The 13999-nt window shown below is 69.4% G+C and carries 15 protein-coding genes; 12 read left to right on the top strand and 3 right to left on the bottom strand.

Annotated features, from left to right (window positions below; all coding sequences use genetic code 11):
* Nucleotides 1-81 precede the first annotated feature (81 nt).
* From EV278_RS18225 to EV278_RS18185, 10 genes are all read left to right on the top strand, one after another.
* Nucleotides 82-546 (top strand): hypothetical protein, encoded by a 465-nt coding sequence (locus EV278_RS18225; protein ID WP_132094670.1) that lies wholly within the window; start codon nucleotides 82-84, stop codon nucleotides 544-546.
* Entirely contained in the window at nucleotides 543-830 is a 288-nt protein-coding gene (locus tag EV278_RS18220) for a DUF1294 domain-containing protein (protein ID WP_132094668.1), read from the top strand. The genes EV278_RS18225 and EV278_RS18220 overlap by 4 nt, the downstream gene beginning before the upstream one ends.
* Nucleotides 831-971: 141 nt before the next feature.
* The gene (locus EV278_RS18215; RefSeq protein WP_132094666.1) at nucleotides 972-1634 is read left to right on the top strand and encodes a glutathione S-transferase; all 663 of its coding nucleotides are present in this window, start codon (nucleotides 972-974) and stop codon (nucleotides 1632-1634) included.
* 292 nt (nucleotides 1635-1926) lie between these two features.
* Entirely contained in the window at nucleotides 1927-2400 is a 474-nt protein-coding gene (gene greA, locus EV278_RS18210) for a transcription elongation factor GreA (RefSeq protein ID WP_018061146.1), read from the top strand.
* Nucleotides 2401-2472: 72 nt separating this feature from the next.
* Nucleotides 2473-3630, top strand: a complete 1158-nt coding sequence (locus tag EV278_RS18205; RefSeq protein ID WP_243692256.1) for an ELM1/GtrOC1 family putative glycosyltransferase — start codon at nucleotides 2473-2475, stop codon at nucleotides 3628-3630.
* A 140-nt stretch (nucleotides 3631-3770) separates the two neighbouring features.
* A complete protein-coding gene (locus tag EV278_RS24095) occupies nucleotides 3771-3914 on the top strand; it encodes a hypothetical protein (RefSeq protein ID WP_165916693.1) in 144 nt (47 codons plus the stop codon).
* Nucleotides 3915-4025: 111 nt separating this feature from the next.
* Complete coding sequence (locus EV278_RS18200; protein WP_132094664.1) at nucleotides 4026-4742, top strand: NTP transferase domain-containing protein; 717 nt, start codon at nucleotides 4026-4028, stop codon at nucleotides 4740-4742.
* A 166-nt stretch (nucleotides 4743-4908) separates the two neighbouring features.
* Nucleotides 4909-5976, top strand: coding sequence for a UDP-2,4-diacetamido-2,4,6-trideoxy-beta-L-altropyranose hydrolase (gene pseG, locus EV278_RS18195; RefSeq protein ID WP_132094662.1), 1068 nt, complete (start codon nucleotides 4909-4911; stop codon nucleotides 5974-5976).
* A 48-nt stretch (nucleotides 5977-6024) separates the two neighbouring features.
* Complete coding sequence (locus EV278_RS18190; RefSeq protein WP_132094660.1) at nucleotides 6025-6900, top strand: SDR family NAD(P)-dependent oxidoreductase; 876 nt, start codon at nucleotides 6025-6027, stop codon at nucleotides 6898-6900.
* 123 nt (nucleotides 6901-7023) lie between these two features.
* On the top strand, nucleotides 7024-9480 hold the full coding sequence (locus EV278_RS18185; RefSeq protein WP_132094658.1) for a P-loop NTPase fold protein: 2457 nt from the start codon (nucleotides 7024-7026) through the stop codon (nucleotides 9478-9480).
* A 10-nt stretch (nucleotides 9481-9490) separates the two neighbouring features.
* Here EV278_RS18185 and pseI read toward each other — a convergent pair whose 3' ends face one another.
* The gene (gene pseI / locus EV278_RS18180; RefSeq protein WP_132094656.1) at nucleotides 9491-10543 is read right to left on the bottom strand and encodes a pseudaminic acid synthase; all 1053 of its coding nucleotides are present in this window, start codon (nucleotides 10541-10543) and stop codon (nucleotides 9491-9493) included.
* 406 nt (nucleotides 10544-10949) lie between these two features.
* On the opposite strand from pseI, the gene EV278_RS18170 reads away from it, so the two are divergent.
* Nucleotides 10950-11171 (top strand): type II toxin-antitoxin system HicB family antitoxin, encoded by a 222-nt coding sequence (locus tag EV278_RS18170; RefSeq protein ID WP_132094652.1) that lies wholly within the window; start codon nucleotides 10950-10952, stop codon nucleotides 11169-11171.
* A gap of 87 nt (nucleotides 11172-11258) precedes the next feature.
* Here the strand turns inward: EV278_RS18170 and EV278_RS18165 are convergent, their stop codons facing one another.
* Nucleotides 11259-11633 (bottom strand): hypothetical protein, encoded by a 375-nt coding sequence (locus EV278_RS18165; protein ID WP_132094651.1) that lies wholly within the window; start codon nucleotides 11631-11633, stop codon nucleotides 11259-11261.
* A 68-nt stretch (nucleotides 11634-11701) separates the two neighbouring features.
* Here EV278_RS18165 and trxB point away from each other — a divergent pair, with 68 nt between their 5' ends.
* Entirely contained in the window at nucleotides 11702-12709 is a 1008-nt protein-coding gene (gene trxB / locus EV278_RS18160) for a thioredoxin-disulfide reductase (RefSeq protein WP_132094649.1), read from the top strand.
* 57 nt (nucleotides 12710-12766) lie between these two features.
* On the opposite strand, the gene EV278_RS18155 is transcribed toward trxB, so the two are convergent.
* On the bottom strand, nucleotides 12767-13960 hold the full coding sequence (locus EV278_RS18155; RefSeq protein WP_132094648.1) for a cell wall hydrolase: 1194 nt from the start codon (nucleotides 13958-13960) through the stop codon (nucleotides 12767-12769).
* Nucleotides 13961-13999: the final 39 nt, after the last annotated feature.

Below are 13999 nucleotides of genomic sequence, written 5' to 3'. Positions count from 1 at the left end.
AGGCCACTTCGGTGAAGCGGCGCTAGGCGTTCAGCGCGGCCCGTGCTAGCGCCGAGCCACCTTCGTCCTTGCAGAACCGCCGTGTCCCACGCCCCCTACGCCGACGCCGAAATCGCCGCCCTGGTCCGGCGCCTCCTCGACCACAGCCTGCCCAAGGCGGAGTGGACCCACGCCGCCCACCTTACGGCCACCCTGTATCTGGTCCGTACACGGAACGACGGCCTGGAGCGCGACATGCCGCGGATCATCCAGACCTACAATGTCGCGGTCGGCGGGGTGAACGACGACACGGGCGGCTATCACGAGACCATCACCCAGGCCTATCTGGCCGCGATCCGCGCCTTCGTCGCGACCCTGCCGGCCGGGATCTCCGACAGCGAGGCCGCCGCGCGTCTGCTGGCCACGCCGATGGGCGACAAGGCCTGGCCGTTGACCTTCTGGTCGCGCGAGCGGCTGTTCAGCGTCGCGGCGCGCCGGGGCTGGGTCGAGCCGGACCTGCGGCCGCTGGACGCACCGCCGCTCCACCTGGTCAACGCCCCCGCATGATCGGCTTGGCCGCCCTGCTCCTGGGCGTCCTGAATCTGGCGACCTTCCTGGTCTTCGGCTGGGACAAGCTGGCCGCCATCGACGGTCGGACGCGGGTTCCCGAGCGCCTGCTCTTGCTTCTGGCCGCCCTGGGCGGCAGCCCCGGCGCCCTGCTGGCCAGGCCGGTGTTCCGCCACAAGACCCGCAAGCAGCCATTCGGCGCCTGGCTGGCCCTGATCGTGTTCGTCCAGGTGGTGGCGGTCGTGGTGGGGACGACGGTGTGGTGCACCCGCCGCGCCGGTTAGAGGGGGCGGCGCGCACGGGGATCACGCGCAAGACGTCCTGCGGCTGCCGGCGATGCTGTTGTCGATGGTTCCCGCGAGCCCCCCCTTGACTGACGTGCACGCCGCCATGCCACCCTTGCCACCAGCCTCGGGGAGCGCGCCATGATCGTCGTCCACCACCTGAACAATTCGCGCAGCCAGCGGGTGCTGTGGCTGCTGGAGGAGCTGGGCGTTCCCTACGAGGTCAAGCGCTATGAGCGCGACGCCCAGACCATGCTGGCTCCGCCGGAGCTGCTGGCCGTCCATCCGCTGGGCAAGTCTCCGGTGATCACCGACGACGACAAGACGATCGCCGAGACCGGGGCGATCGTCGAATACCTGGTCGAAACCTACGGCCAGGGCCGGCTGGTCCCCGCCGCCGGAACGCCCGAACGCCTGCGCTGGACCTACTGGCTGCACTACGCCGAAGGCTCGGCCATGACGCCGCTGCTGCTGAAGCTGGTGTTCACCGCCCTACCGGCCCGTGCGCCCGGCCTGCTGAAGGGCCTGGTCAAGGCCGTCGCCGCCAAGGCCCAGAGCGGCTTCGTCGATCCGCAGCTGAAGAGCCATATCGACTACTGGGAGGCCGAGCTGGCCAGGAGCGAATGGTTCGCCGGGCCCGAGTTCACCGCCGCCGACATCATGATGAGCTTCCCGCTGGAGGCCGGCGCCGCCCGGGCCGGGGCGGCCTCGCGTCCGCATGTGAAGGCGTTCCTGGATAGCATCCATGCCCGCCCGGCCTACCGCCGGGCCCTGGAGCGCGGCGGACCGTACGACTATGCGTGACGGGCGGGGACATGCACTTGTGCCAGTCCCCAGAGCCTCCAGCACGCCAGCCGATTGACCGCCTCGCGTCCGATGGGGACACGCGACGAGCGCATGTCCCCGTTCCAGGTTTCAGGATGGAACCACGCCCCCGCCAGCGCGCTTGATCCTGGCCGCCGACGAGGCCAAGCTTCGCTTTAAGGGGCGGGTACTTGCTTATCGCCCGCGCGGCGCCTATCCTCTCAGCCCCCGGTCGTCCGCGCCAACGTCCGGGCGTCTTCCTCCCTTTGGGCGAACCGAGCTAAAATCCGCAATGGAAAAAGTGCCGATGACCGCCGGGGGTTACCAGACCCTCGACGAAGAACTGAAGCGTTTGAAGACCATCGAACGGCCGGCGGTGATCGCCGCGATCTCCGAGGCGCGGTCGCATGGCGACCTGTCGGAGAACGCCGAGTATCACGCGGCCAAGGAACGCCAGGGCTGGATCGAAGGCCGCATCGCCGAGATCGAGGACAAGATCGCCCGGGCCCAGGTCATCGACGTCTCGAAACTGTCGGGCAAGCAGGTGAAGTTCGGCGCGACCGTCAGCGTCGTCGACGAGGACACCGAGGAAGAGGCCCGCTACCAGATCGTCGGCGAGCACGAGGCCGACGTGAAGTCGGGCCGCATCTCGCTGAGCTCGCCGCTGTCGCGCGCCATGATCGGCAAGGAAGTCGGCGAGGTGGTCGAGGTCAACACGCCCGGCGGCGTCAAGGCCTACGAGATCCTCAAGGTCGAATGGGTCTAGCTTAAGCCCCATTCCGGGGACATTGCAGGCGACGCGCCGGCCGCTGAAGCTTGGCCGGCGCGCCGTCTTGCTATGGCCGGGATCACCGACGTGGTTGAAAAGAAGACATCCGAGGCGACGGGGCCCAAACCCGCCCGGGCTCGCAAGGCTCCGGCCAAGGCGCGCGCCGCCCAGGCCGTCGAGCCGCGGAGCGAGGTCGCCCCGCCCCCGGAACTCGCCGCCGAAGCCGCCGGTCCGCAGGCCGTCGCCCGGGAGCCGATCACGATCTGGGCGATCTCGGACGGCCGGGCCGGCATCGAGGCCCAGGCCGTGGGCCTGGCCGAGGCCGTGGCCCGGCAGGTCCCGGCCCGCATCGTCGTCAAGCGCGTGGGCTGGAGCGGCCGGACCGGCCGCCTGCCCTGGTGGGCCAACTGGCTGCCGCGCCGCTGGCTGACGCCCGAGAGCGAGATCCAGCCGCCCTGGCCCGACCTGTGGATCGCCGCCGGCCGCGCCACCCTGCCCCTGTCGATCCGCGCCCGGCGCTGGTCGGGCGGCAAGACCTATGTGGTCCAGATCCAGGACCCGCGCGTTCCGGCCCACATGTTCGACCTGGTGATCCCGCCCCGGCACGACCGCCTGTCGGGCGACAACGTCCTGCCGATCACCGGCTCGCCGCACCGGGTCACGGCCGAACGGCTGGACAGCGAGTACGCCCGGTTCAAGAAGCAGATCGACGCCCTGCCCCGACCCCGCGTGGCGGTGCTGCTGGGCGGCAAGTCCAGGGCCTTCGACCTGTCGGCCATGCGCGCCGCCGAGATGGCCCACCAGATCCAGCTGCCGCTGGAGCAGGAGGGCGGCAGCCTGCTGATGACCTTCTCGCGGCGCACGCCCGAGCCGGCCCAGGCCTTGCTGACGGCCCGCCTGCGCCATCTGCCGGGGATCATCTGGGACGGCCAGGGCCCCAATCCCTATTTCGCCTTCCTGGCGGCGGCCGACTACATCCTGGTCACCGAGGACTCCACCAACATGGCCGTCGAGGCGGCCTCGACGGGCAAGCCGGTGTTCGTCCTGAAGATGGACGGCCAGAGCCTGAAGTTCCGCCTGTTCCACCAGGAACTGGAGAGCCTGGGCGCGGCCCGGCCCTATGGCGGGGCCTTCCACGGCTGGACCTATGCGCCGGTCGACGAGACCGGCCGGGCGGCGGCCGAGGTGGTGGCGCGGATGGACGCGCGGAGGGGAGAACCCGCCTAAGGCGAGCCAACACGATCATTGCACGAATAAGTCGTTCTTGTTATGTTCTCAGCACGACGGAGCAACCGCCTCTCCCGCCGGGCCTGGGCAGGGCCGATCGCAACGAGCGACGAAAGTCTCTGGCCACCACGCTGAACGCCATGTCCGTGGCGGTCTTCATCTCGGCGGTCGTGCAACCGCTGAGCTCGGGTCGCTTTGACCTCGCGCGGATGATCGTGGCGACGGCGGGGTTTGTTGTCCTGCAGGCCCTGCTGCATTATGCTTTGACCCGTGTGGAGGATTGAATGGACCCGTCCATCCAAGCCATTCTGTTTCTGATGTCGGCGGCGCCGCTGGCCTTGCTGACGGCTTGGCTGGTCGACAAGTTCCATCGTCGCTGACCCACCATCACCCCCTTGATCCTCGCCGTCCTCCAGGCCCGCATGGGTTCCGAACGCCTGCCGGGCCGGCCGTCGATGCCGCTGGCCCGGGCGCCGCTGGTCGTGCGCCAGATCGAGCGGATGGCGCGCGCCCGGCGGGTGGACCGCATCGTGGTCTCGACCACCACCGACCCGGCCGACGACGCCCTGGAGGCCGTGGTCCGGCGCGAGGCGATCGCCGTCCACCGCGGACCGCCGCAGGACGAGCTGGCCCGGCTGGCCGGGGCGCTGGACGCTCACCCGGCCGACCACGTCATGCGGATCGGCGACGACAGCCCGCTGGTCGACCCCGACCTGATCGACGCGACGATCGACCTGCACCTGTCCGAACACGCCGACCACACCACCAATCGCTCGCCCGGGGCGGCCTTTCCGGCCGGCCAGGGGGTGGAGGTGATCACCGCCGACGGCCTGCGCCGCCTGGCGGCCGACAGCGCGGCCCTGCGGCTGCACGCCGGCGATGCGCCTAAGGCCCCGCCGCCGCCCGTCCGCTGGTCGTCCCTGGCCCTGCTGGCCCAGCCCGACCAGGGCGAGGTGCGCTGGGCGGTCGAGGGTCCAGCCGACTACGCCTTCGCGGCCGCGGTCTATGACGCCCTCTACCCCGCCAACCGGGCCTTCACCTCGGCCGACGTGCGGCGGCTGCTGGAGCAGCGGCCCGACCTGGCGACCTTCGGGGGCGTGAGGCGGCTGTGAGGGCAAGGCGCGTCCATTCCCCTCTCCGCTCATCCCGGCGAAAGCCGGGACCCATGCGGCTTGCCCGACAAGGCTCGGGCGCGCGGGACCGCTGGAACCGTCCTGCAAACTCGGCTTGGGTCCCGGCCTTCGCCGGGATGAGCGGATCCGAGGGAGCAGGACCGGCATGACCCCCTTTCCCCGCATCCTGTTCGTGGCCGACGCCGGTCCCGCCGTGGGCGGCGGCCACGTGATGCGCGGCCTGACCCTGGCCCGGGCGCTGGAAGACGCGGGCGCGGCCTGCGCCTTCGTCGCCCCGCCCGCCGCGACGGCGGTGCTAGACGCCTTCGGGGCGGACATGACCCGGGTCGAAGCCGAGGCCGAGACCCCGGCCGGCCTGATCGCGGCCGCCGCGCGCGCGGCCCGGGATTTCGACGCCGTGGTCGTCGACCATTACGGCCTGTCCGCGCCCGATCATCGCGCCATCGCCGACGGCCGGCCCGTCCTGGTCATCGATGACCTGGCCGACCGGGCCCTGGCCGCCGACCTGATCCTCGACTCCGGCCCGGCCCGCGCCGCGGCCGACTATGACGGCCTGATCCCGCCGCACGCCGAGCTGCTGCTGGGTCCCAGCCACGCCCCGGTCCGCCCCGCCTTCGCCGCGCTTCGTCGGGAAGCCTTGGCCCGCCGCGCCGACGCCCCACCGGTGCGGCGCGTCCTGGTGTCGCTGGGCCTGACCGACGTGGGCGGGATCACCGGCCGGGTCGTGGACCTGATCCTGCCGCGCCTGAAGCCGGGCGGGGCCGGCAAGGCCGTGCTGGACGTGGTCCTGGGCTCCGGGGCGCCCAGCCTGCCGCGCCTGCGGGCCCTGGCCGCCCGCGAGCCCCGCCTGGTCCTGCACGTCGACAGCCAGAACATGCCGCGCCTGACCCTGGAGGCCGACCTGGCCGTCGGGGCCGGCGGCTCCAGCAGCTGGGAGCGCTGCGTCCTGGCCCTGCCGACCCTGCTGCTGGTGCTGGCCGCCAACCAGGGCGAGGCCAGCCAGGCCCTTGCCCGGGCCGACGCCGTCCTGGCCCTGGAGGTCGCCGAACCGGGCTTCGAGGCGGCCTTCGCCACCGAGCTCTCCCGCCTGCTCGCCGACCCGGCGCTGCGCGATCGCCTGTCGGCCGCCTCGGCCGCCGTCTGCGACGGACGCGGCGCGGCCCGCGTGGCGGCGCATTTCCTGGACCTGATCGCGCGGAAACAGGCTGGATAACAGCGTTCACCTCGCTCATCCTGCGCGTGAGCAGGGGGAGTCAGCAGCATGAACGACCAAGCCCAGGGATCCGTCGTCGTCACCGGCGCCTCCACCGGCATCGGCTGGGCCGTGGTCCAGGTGCTGACGCAGCGCGGCTTCCACGTGTTCGGCAGCGTACGCAAGGCCGCCGACGCCGAGCGGCTGACCGCGGCGTTCGGGCCGGCCGTCACCCCGCTGCTGTTCGACGTCACCGACGAGGCCGCCGTGCGCGCGGCCGCCGGCCGGGTCGAGACGGCGCTGGGCGGGCGTCCGCTGGTCGGCCTGGTCAACAACGCCGGCATCGCCGTCGCCGGCCCGCTGCTGCACCTGCCGATCGACGACTGGCGTCGGCAGCTGGAGGTCAACCTGACGGGCGTGGTGATCGCCACCCAGGCCTTCGCGCCGCTGGTCGGGGCGCGAAAGCCGGCCGCTGGCCGACCGCCTCCAGACAAGCCGGGCCGGATCGTCAACATCGGCTCGGTCGGCGGTCGCAACGCCAATCCCTTCATGGCCCCCTACTGCACCAGCAAGTTCGGGCTGGAAGGCCTGTCGGAATCCCTGCGCCGCGAGTTGCTGCCGTTCGGCGTCGACGTGGTGGTGATCGCCCCCGGAGCGGTGGCCACGCCGATCTGGGACAAGGCCGATGAAACCGACACCAGCGCCTATGCCGACACCGTCTACGGCCCGCCCCTCGACCGCCTGCGCGCCTACATGCTGTCGATCGGCAAGTCGGGCCTGCCCGCCGAACGGATCGGCGAGGCGGTCCATACCGCCCTGACCACCGCCAAGCCCCGGGTCCGCTACACGATCACGCCGCAGCCGATGCAGATGCTGATGGCCGACCTCCTGCCCAAGCGGGTCCTGGACCGGATCGTGGGCAAGCGGCTGGGGCTGTTGCCTTAGGCAAGAGCGGTCCGGATCCAAATAGCCCCTTGCCTCAACCCCATGACGCGCGTTGACTTACCTCAAGCATAAGGAGAGCTGCAACGCTCTTCGCGTTGCGTCTTTGCCGGGGGGCGGACTGGGATGACGGACGAAGGACCGAGGGTCCAGCGCGACGAGGTTGATACCAACGGGATCGCGGGCAGCGCCCTGAGCGATGGAGCGACGTCGATCGACCGCCTGGGCTTCACGCCCTATGTCGAGGCCATAGCGCGCTTCCTGACCGCCGAGGCCACCAAGCCGCCGCTCACCATCTCCATCGAAGGCGAATGGGGCAGCGGCAAGTCCTCCTTCCTGCTGCAGCTGGAACACGCCATCGGCGGCGTGCGCAAGCGGACGCCGCTGTCCTGGCGGCTGCCGCGATGGGCGGGCGGGATGAGCGCGGCGGGAGCGCCGCGCGAGCACACCGCGCTAAGCGTGCGCTTCAACGCTTGGCGGCACGACAAGCAGGACGCGCTCTGGGCGGCCTTCGCCCTGGCCTTCGTCAAGTCGCTGCGCGCTGAAGTGGGCCTGATCCAGGCCTGGCGCGGCGATGTGGCGCTGTTCTTCAAGCGGCTGAACGGGTGGGCGCTGGGCTTTTTCCTGTTGTCACTGGCGGCGATGCTGATGGGCGTCTTCGAAGCCTGGCATCTGGTCACGACCTATCCTGGGAAGGTGAAGGCGCTTCTGGACTGGTTGGTCGTGGTCCAACCGGAGAAGCCGAAATCGGAGCCGACCGACAACGACCTTGGATTGGCCGTGCGCGTCGTCGCCTCCTCCGGCGCGTTTGGCTCGATCGCGGCCCTCGGCCTGGCTGGGCTCTACAAGTTCCGCGCGTTCCTCAAGATGCCGCTGCCCCTGGAGCTGGAGAAGTATATCGCCAAGCCCGACTACAAGGGCCACACCGCGTTCATCGAGGAATTCCATCTCGACCTGAACCGCCTCGTCTCAGCCTATGCCGGCGATCGGCGAGTCTTCATCTTCATCGACGACCTGGACCGCTGCGACGTACCGCGCGCCGCCGACCTGATGCAGGCGATCAACTTGATGATCGGCGACACCCGCAACCTGGTCTTCGTCATCGGAATGGACCGCGAGAAGGTCGCCGCCGGGATCGCCCAGAAGTACAAGGAAATCCTGCCCTTCCTGCGCGATACCGCCCACTGGAAGCCCAATGACGAAAAGGACAATCATACGCCGCTCTATTTCGGATACGGCTATCTTGAGAAGTTCATCCAGATCAGCTTCTCGTTGCCCGTCGCCACCGACAAGCAAGCACTGGAAAGCTTCTTCAAGGACGACCCGCTCCCTCCGCCCGGCTGGGGGGAGCGGCTTTGGGCCTTTTGGAAGCCGAGACTTTCCAACAGCTTTAGAGGGGGAACGGCGGGCCCCGTGGAGGGGGCGGTGGCTGACCCGCCGTTGTCGTTCGGGCCGACACCGCCTTCGCCCGAGGCGGCGGCGGAACGGGAATATATCCGGCTCCAGGTGGACAGGGACTCCGATCGCATACGCGACATCGTCAGGGCGGTCGCTAGTCTGTTCGAATATAATCCCAGGCGCATAAAGCAGTTCATCAACACCTTCCGCCTGGCGCTCTACATCGCCAGCGACCTGGGCCTGTTCGATCGAGAGGGCGACCGCGGGCCTGACGCCACACCCGAGCAGATCGGCAAGTTTGTCGCCCTGCTGCTGCGCTTCCCTGATCTCCGTTTCCTTCTGGAGCAGGATCCGGATCTGCTTCGCAAGCTCCAGGCGGCCGCCTTCCTCTCCCGGGAACAACGTGACGCTCCCTATCACTGGCTGGACAAGCCTGGGAGCGTCGACCTGCTCAGGTTCGGTTGCCGGTCGGGCTCGTCATCCGAGCCATATTCCCTCGCGACGTTCAAAATTGACCGGGTGCTGTCCGTCCTGCCCCGGGTGGTCAGGCCGTCCGGCGTCCCGGGCCGCGAGGTCTCCGTGTTCGATGAATTGGCGCGGCTTTATGAGACCATCCGGAAAACCGAACCCAGCGGCGCGCCGCGAACGCAGAAAATGACGGATCTCGCCGAAGAGGCGATGATGAAGGCCGAGGGACTGACGCCGAAGCAAGCGCTCGAGGTGTTGGCCGATCTGGCTGTCGGCGATCGGCCTGGTCGACGCTTGATGCGGATCATGATCGCGATGATGCATCAGACGCCGGTCAATCTGCCGTGGCTCCTCGCCTACAACGGCGATTTCGCGAGCCCCTTCGAGCACTATTGGTGCATCCAGGCGCTTATCCGCTACGCGTACCTCATGACCGACGCCCAGCGCACGCGTGTCAGCCTCGATCTCACCCGGCACGCGCCGACGATCGCTTCCGACCCAGGTCGGTCCCGCGATGCGCAGACCCTGCTCAAGCTGATGGGCACGCCGGGTCGCGCCGAGCCGGTCGCCGCGCCGAAGTCGACCGGACGCGCGACCAAGGCGCCCGCCTCATCATCGGCGAAGGTCGCCCGGGCCTCCCCCCAGAAGCCCGCCGCGAGAAAGGCCGTCGCCCGGAACAAGCCCGCCGCGGAAACGCCGCCCGACTGGCCGGCCTGAGGCGAAAGCCCTATCCCACCATGTCCCAGGCCAGCGGCTCCCCCCGCTTCAGGGCGCGGGCGGCGGGGCGGCCGAGCACGGCGTCGTAGTCGGCCGGCGGCAGGCCGTTTCCAGGACGCACCGAGCGGACATTGGCCCGGGTCAGGGTCTCGCCGGCCGCGACATCGGCGGTGACGTAGAGCGAGCGGCGGAACTGGCGGTTGCCGCGCTCGCTGCCCAGAAGGTCGTAGTTGACGCCGCCCAAGGCCTTCCAGGCGTTCCGGGTGTCGTCGCACAGGGCGCGGAACTCGGCCGGCTCCAGGCTGAAGGCGGCGTCGGGGCCGCCGTCGGCCCGGGCCAGGGTGAAGTGCTTCTCCACAGCGCAGGCGCCCAGCGACACCGCGGCGATGGCCGCGGCCGCGCCTGGCGTGTGATCCGACAGGCCGATCGGGCAGCCGAACCGCTGGGCCATGTCGACCACGGTGCGGACATTGGCGTCCTCGAAGCTCGCCGGATAGCTGGACACGCAATGCAGCAGCAGCACGCCCGCCGCCCCGGCGTCCAGGGCGGTGTCCAGGGCGGCCTGCATCTCGGCCAGGTTGGCCATGCCGGTCGAGATGATCAGCGGCTTGCCCTGGCGGGCGGCGTAGCGGATCAGCGGCAGGTCGACGGCTTCGAAAGAGGCGATCTTGTAGGCGGGGGCGTCCAGGCCGGCCAGCAGTTCGACGGCGCTCTCGTCGAACGGGCTGGAGAAGATCGTCACGCCCCGCCTGGCGGCCCGCTCGAACAGGGCGCCGTGCCATTCGTAGGGGGTCTGGGCCTCCTGGTAGAGTTCGTGCAGGCTGCGCCCGTCCCACAGGCCGCCATGGATCCTGAACTCGGGCCGGTCGACATCCAGCGTGATGGTGTCGGCGGTGTAGGTCTGCAGCTTGATGGCGTCGGCGCCGGTGTCGGCGGCCGCATCGACCATTTGCAAGGCGCGCTCCAGGCTGCCGTTGTGGTTGCCCGACAGTTCACAGATCACGTAGGGCGGATAGTCGGCGCCGATCCGGCGGCCGGCGATCTCGATGAAGGGGGCGGTCATGGGCGGGCGTCTCACGCGGGACTTTCGGGTGATGTTAACCCTGAATTGGTGGACGAGGCGTCAATCGTTTGGCGCTCGCATTCGCGATCCTCGACTGCTGAATTGCATCGGCGTTTTCGTTGTGTTCTCATCCCTCATTAACAAGGGGGATCGTTGTCGGTCGGGCAAAAACTATTTGATGGAATGGCGCGCAATCCAAAAGCGGATTGGCGTATCGGGGATGTGGAGAAGGTTTGCCAACATTTCGGCGTCACATGCAAAGCCCCGGCCGGCGGTGGGTCGCATTACACGCTATCCCACCCTTCGGCCTTTGAAATCCTTACCATTCCAGCCAGGCGGCCGATCAAGCCCGTATACATCAGGCTGCTCGTAGCCTACATTTTCAGGGTGCGAGGACCTGCGAACGATGCCTAGCGGCGCCTATCGGATCGTTATCGAGCCCGTTGTCGCGGAAGAAGGCGGCGGCTTTCTCGCGACAGTTCCCGATCTTCCGGGCTGCATTTCGGACGGTGAAACCGAAGCCGAGGCCATGCACAACGCCGGCATCGCGATTGCCGACTGGATCGCGCACGCCAAGGCGGAGGGTCGCCATATTCCTCAGCCAGCGAACAGACGTTTCTACGCCTAGCAGATCGTTTCAGACCGCATGGGTCAGGCGTTCGCCGGGCTCAACTGTGATGCGCTCGAGCAGCGGGTTCATGAGGGGATGATAACCTCAATCCGCGCCACCGCCACCCCCGCTATCGCCGCCACTGTCGCAGCTTCCGCCGTCGTTCGAGCCGCTGTCCGACCCGCTGTCGGCGCAGGCGTCATCGGAGGGAGCCGGGTCGCTGGAGGTGCCCGACATCCAGGCGGAAGAGGCGCTTTCGTAGCTCCAGGTCGCATCGTCATCGACGTCGCTAGAGCCGCCGCCCCCGTCGGCGGCCGGCTTGCCGTACAGGATCCGGTAGCGCGTGACCGCGTAGATCACGCCGCCGAACACCACGCCGAAGATCAGGGCCGCGCTGGCCATGCCCGTGATCAGCCAGGCCAGGCCGGCGAACGCCAGGCCGACCAGGATCCCCGTCGGCGCCCCCTTGAACCCGATCATCGCGTCGATCCCCCAGAATCCGCGCCGCGCCATCGCGCCAAACCGGAATCGGCCCTATATCTGCGCCCATGTCGACTCCCGAACCCCGTCACACCCGCTGCCTGATCATCGGATCCGGTCCCGCCGGCTACACCGCCGCCATCTACGCCGCCCGCGCGCTGCTCAAGCCCGTGCTGATCGCCGGCATCCAGCCCGGCGGCCAGCTGACGATCACCACCGACGTCGAGAACTATCCCGGCTTCGCCGACGTGATCCAGGGCCCGTGGCTGATGGACCAGATGAAGGCCCAGGCCGAGCACGTGGGCACCGAGTTCGTCAGCGACATCGTGCTGAGCGCCGACCTCTCCAAGCGCCCGTTCCACATCACCACCGACAGCGGCCAGGACTGGTTCGCCGAAACCCTGATCATCGCCACCGGCGCTCAGGCCAAGTGGCTGGGCCTGGAGAGCGAGAGCCGGTTCCAGGGCTTCGGCGTGTCGGCCTGCGCCACCTGCGACGGCTTCTTCTATCGCAACAAGGAGGTCGTGGTGGTCGGCGGCGGCAACACGGCCGTCGAAGAGGCCCTGTTCCTGACCAGCTTCGCCAGCAAGGTCACCCTGGTCCACCGCAAGGACGAGCTGCGGGCCGAGATGATCCTGCAGGAGCGCCTGCTGGCCCATCCCAAGATCGAAGTGATCTGGGACAGCGCCATCGACGAGGTGCTGGGCGACAGCGATCCCATGGGCGTGACGGGCGTGCGGCTGAAGAACGTCAAGACCGGCGAGGCGCAGACGGTCAAATGCGACGGCGTGTTCATCGCCATCGGCCACGCGCCGTCCTCGGAACTGTTCAAGGACCAGCTGGAAACCCACGCCGGCGGCTATCTGAGCGTCAAGCCGGGCACGACCTCGACCGCCGTGGCCGGCGTCTACGCGGCCGGCGACGTCACCGACGACATCTACCGCCAGGCTGTCACGGCCGCGGGCATGGGCTGCATGGCGGCCCTGGAGGCCGTGCGCTTCCTGGCCGAGGAAGACCATAAGAAGGCCCACCACCCCATCAGCCACCACGAGGCCGAGAAGATCGGGGTGTGGTGATCCTCCAAAGCCCCTCATCCCGGCGAAGGTCGGGATGAGGGGATATTGGGCTGGTCCTCAGTCCAGCCGGTTGACCAGGCTCGGCGGCCGGGCCTTCGGCTTGGGGGGCGGCGGAGGCGGCGGCGGGGCGGCTTCGACGGGCTTGACCGTGGTGTCGACCGGCGGCGCCTCCAGCGCGCCCAGGGCCTTGTTGATCTTGTCGATCTCTTCCGGGGTCGGCAGGCGACGGCCGCCGCGCATGGCCGCCGCCGGATCACCGGTCATCGGCGGCAGGATCTCGACCACGCCCTCGGGGCTGACGATCTTGGCCGCCTCGCCGGTGGCCACGGGGACCAGCGCCTCGCGCCCCGTCGCCACCGCGGCCAGGGATCCCGGCGGGGCCGCCTCCAGCGTGCGCGGATCGGCGCCCATCAGGATGTCGGCCGACACCGTCTCGTCGCCCGAATAGCGGCCGCGGAAGGCCGCCTGCGCGCCGGACGGTCCGGTCCAGCGATAGAAGACGTGCGCGCCGATGGTGCGCAGCTTGACCAGGGTCGGCGCCCAGTACGGATAGACATAGGCCGCGTGGTAATGGGTGGCGGTCCCGACGTCCTTCATCACGTGGCCGGCCAGGGCCTGCTTGGCGACGATCTCGGCGTTGGCCCAGACCACCGGGCTGATCGGCCGTTGCAACGAGCCGTCGCAGGTGAAGCTGAACTGGCAGCCCGTGCCGCGCGCCGCGCCCTCGTAGATGACGCCGCAGATCGACTTGGGATAGCCGGGGTGGCGCACCCGGTTGATCACCGTCTGGGCCACCGCCCGCTGGCCCTCGATCGGCTCGAAGCCGGCCTCGAAATAGACCGCCTGGGTCATGCACAGCAGGGCCTTGTCGCGCTGATCCTTGGCGCCGGTGAGCACGAACGGCCGCGACGGCTCCACGGCCAGGGGCGAGGCCGCCTTGAGGTCGTTGATGATCCGCGCCTCGTCGAAGTCCGGATCGCGATCGCCCAGGCGCGGGATCACGTGCAGGTCAAGCTTCTCCCAGCCCGGCACCCGGCCCCAATAGTCCTTGTGCGGCTGGGGGTCGTGCCGGCGGGCCAGGGCCAGCATGGCCGGGTCCATGTCGGCCGCGTAGCGCGCCAGGCCGGCGTCCGACAGCGAGCCGGTGATGGTCGTCAGGCCGGCGGCCCGGCCCGTCCCGGCCGGCGGGACGCCGTTGGTGCACGCGGAAAGGCCGCCGAGCACGACCAGCGCCCCGGCGGCCCTGATCATGGCCTGTCGGTCTAGATCCAGCACGAAGGTTCCAGTGCG

The organism is Caulobacter sp. BK020, assembly GCF_004342605.1.
In the GTDB taxonomy this organism is placed as follows: Bacteria; Pseudomonadota; Alphaproteobacteria; order Caulobacterales; family Caulobacteraceae; genus Caulobacter.
The sequence above is the reverse complement of the archived record's forward strand: the minus strand, read 5'-3'. Positions and strand labels throughout refer to the sequence as shown.

Bases quoted from the DNA above. Each gene is read 5' to 3' on its own strand.
- EV278_RS18205 (WP_243692256.1), top strand. From the start codon at position 2,473: ATGGCCGGGATCACCGACGTGGTTGAAAAGAAGACATCCGAGGCGACG.
- EV278_RS18215 (WP_132094666.1), top strand. From the start codon at position 972: ATGATCGTCGTCCACCACCTGAACAATTCGCGCAGCCAGCGGGTGCTG.
- trxB (WP_132094649.1), top strand. From the start codon at position 11,702: ATGTCGACTCCCGAACCCCGTCACACCCGCTGCCTGATCATCGGATCC.
- pseI (WP_132094656.1), bottom strand. From the start codon at position 10,543: ATGACCGCCCCCTTCATCGAGATCGCCGGCCGCCGGATCGGCGCCGAC.
- EV278_RS24095 (WP_165916693.1), top strand. From the start codon at position 3,771: ATGTCCGTGGCGGTCTTCATCTCGGCGGTCGTGCAACCGCTGAGCTCG.
- EV278_RS18165 (WP_132094651.1), bottom strand. From the start codon at position 11,633: ATGATCGGGTTCAAGGGGGCGCCGACGGGGATCCTGGTCGGCCTGGCG.
- pseG (WP_132094662.1), top strand. From the start codon at position 4,909: ATGACCCCCTTTCCCCGCATCCTGTTCGTGGCCGACGCCGGTCCCGCC.
- greA (WP_018061146.1), top strand. From the start codon at position 1,927: ATGGAAAAAGTGCCGATGACCGCCGGGGGTTACCAGACCCTCGACGAA.
- EV278_RS18155 (WP_132094648.1), bottom strand. From the start codon at position 13,960: ATGATCAGGGCCGCCGGGGCGCTGGTCGTGCTCGGCGGCCTTTCCGCG.
- EV278_RS18170 (WP_132094652.1), top strand. From the start codon at position 10,950: ATGCCTAGCGGCGCCTATCGGATCGTTATCGAGCCCGTTGTCGCGGAA.
- EV278_RS18190 (WP_132094660.1), top strand. From the start codon at position 6,025: ATGAACGACCAAGCCCAGGGATCCGTCGTCGTCACCGGCGCCTCCACC.
- EV278_RS18185 (WP_132094658.1), top strand. From the start codon at position 7,024: ATGACGGACGAAGGACCGAGGGTCCAGCGCGACGAGGTTGATACCAAC.
- EV278_RS18220 (WP_132094668.1), top strand. From the start codon at position 543: ATGATCGGCTTGGCCGCCCTGCTCCTGGGCGTCCTGAATCTGGCGACC.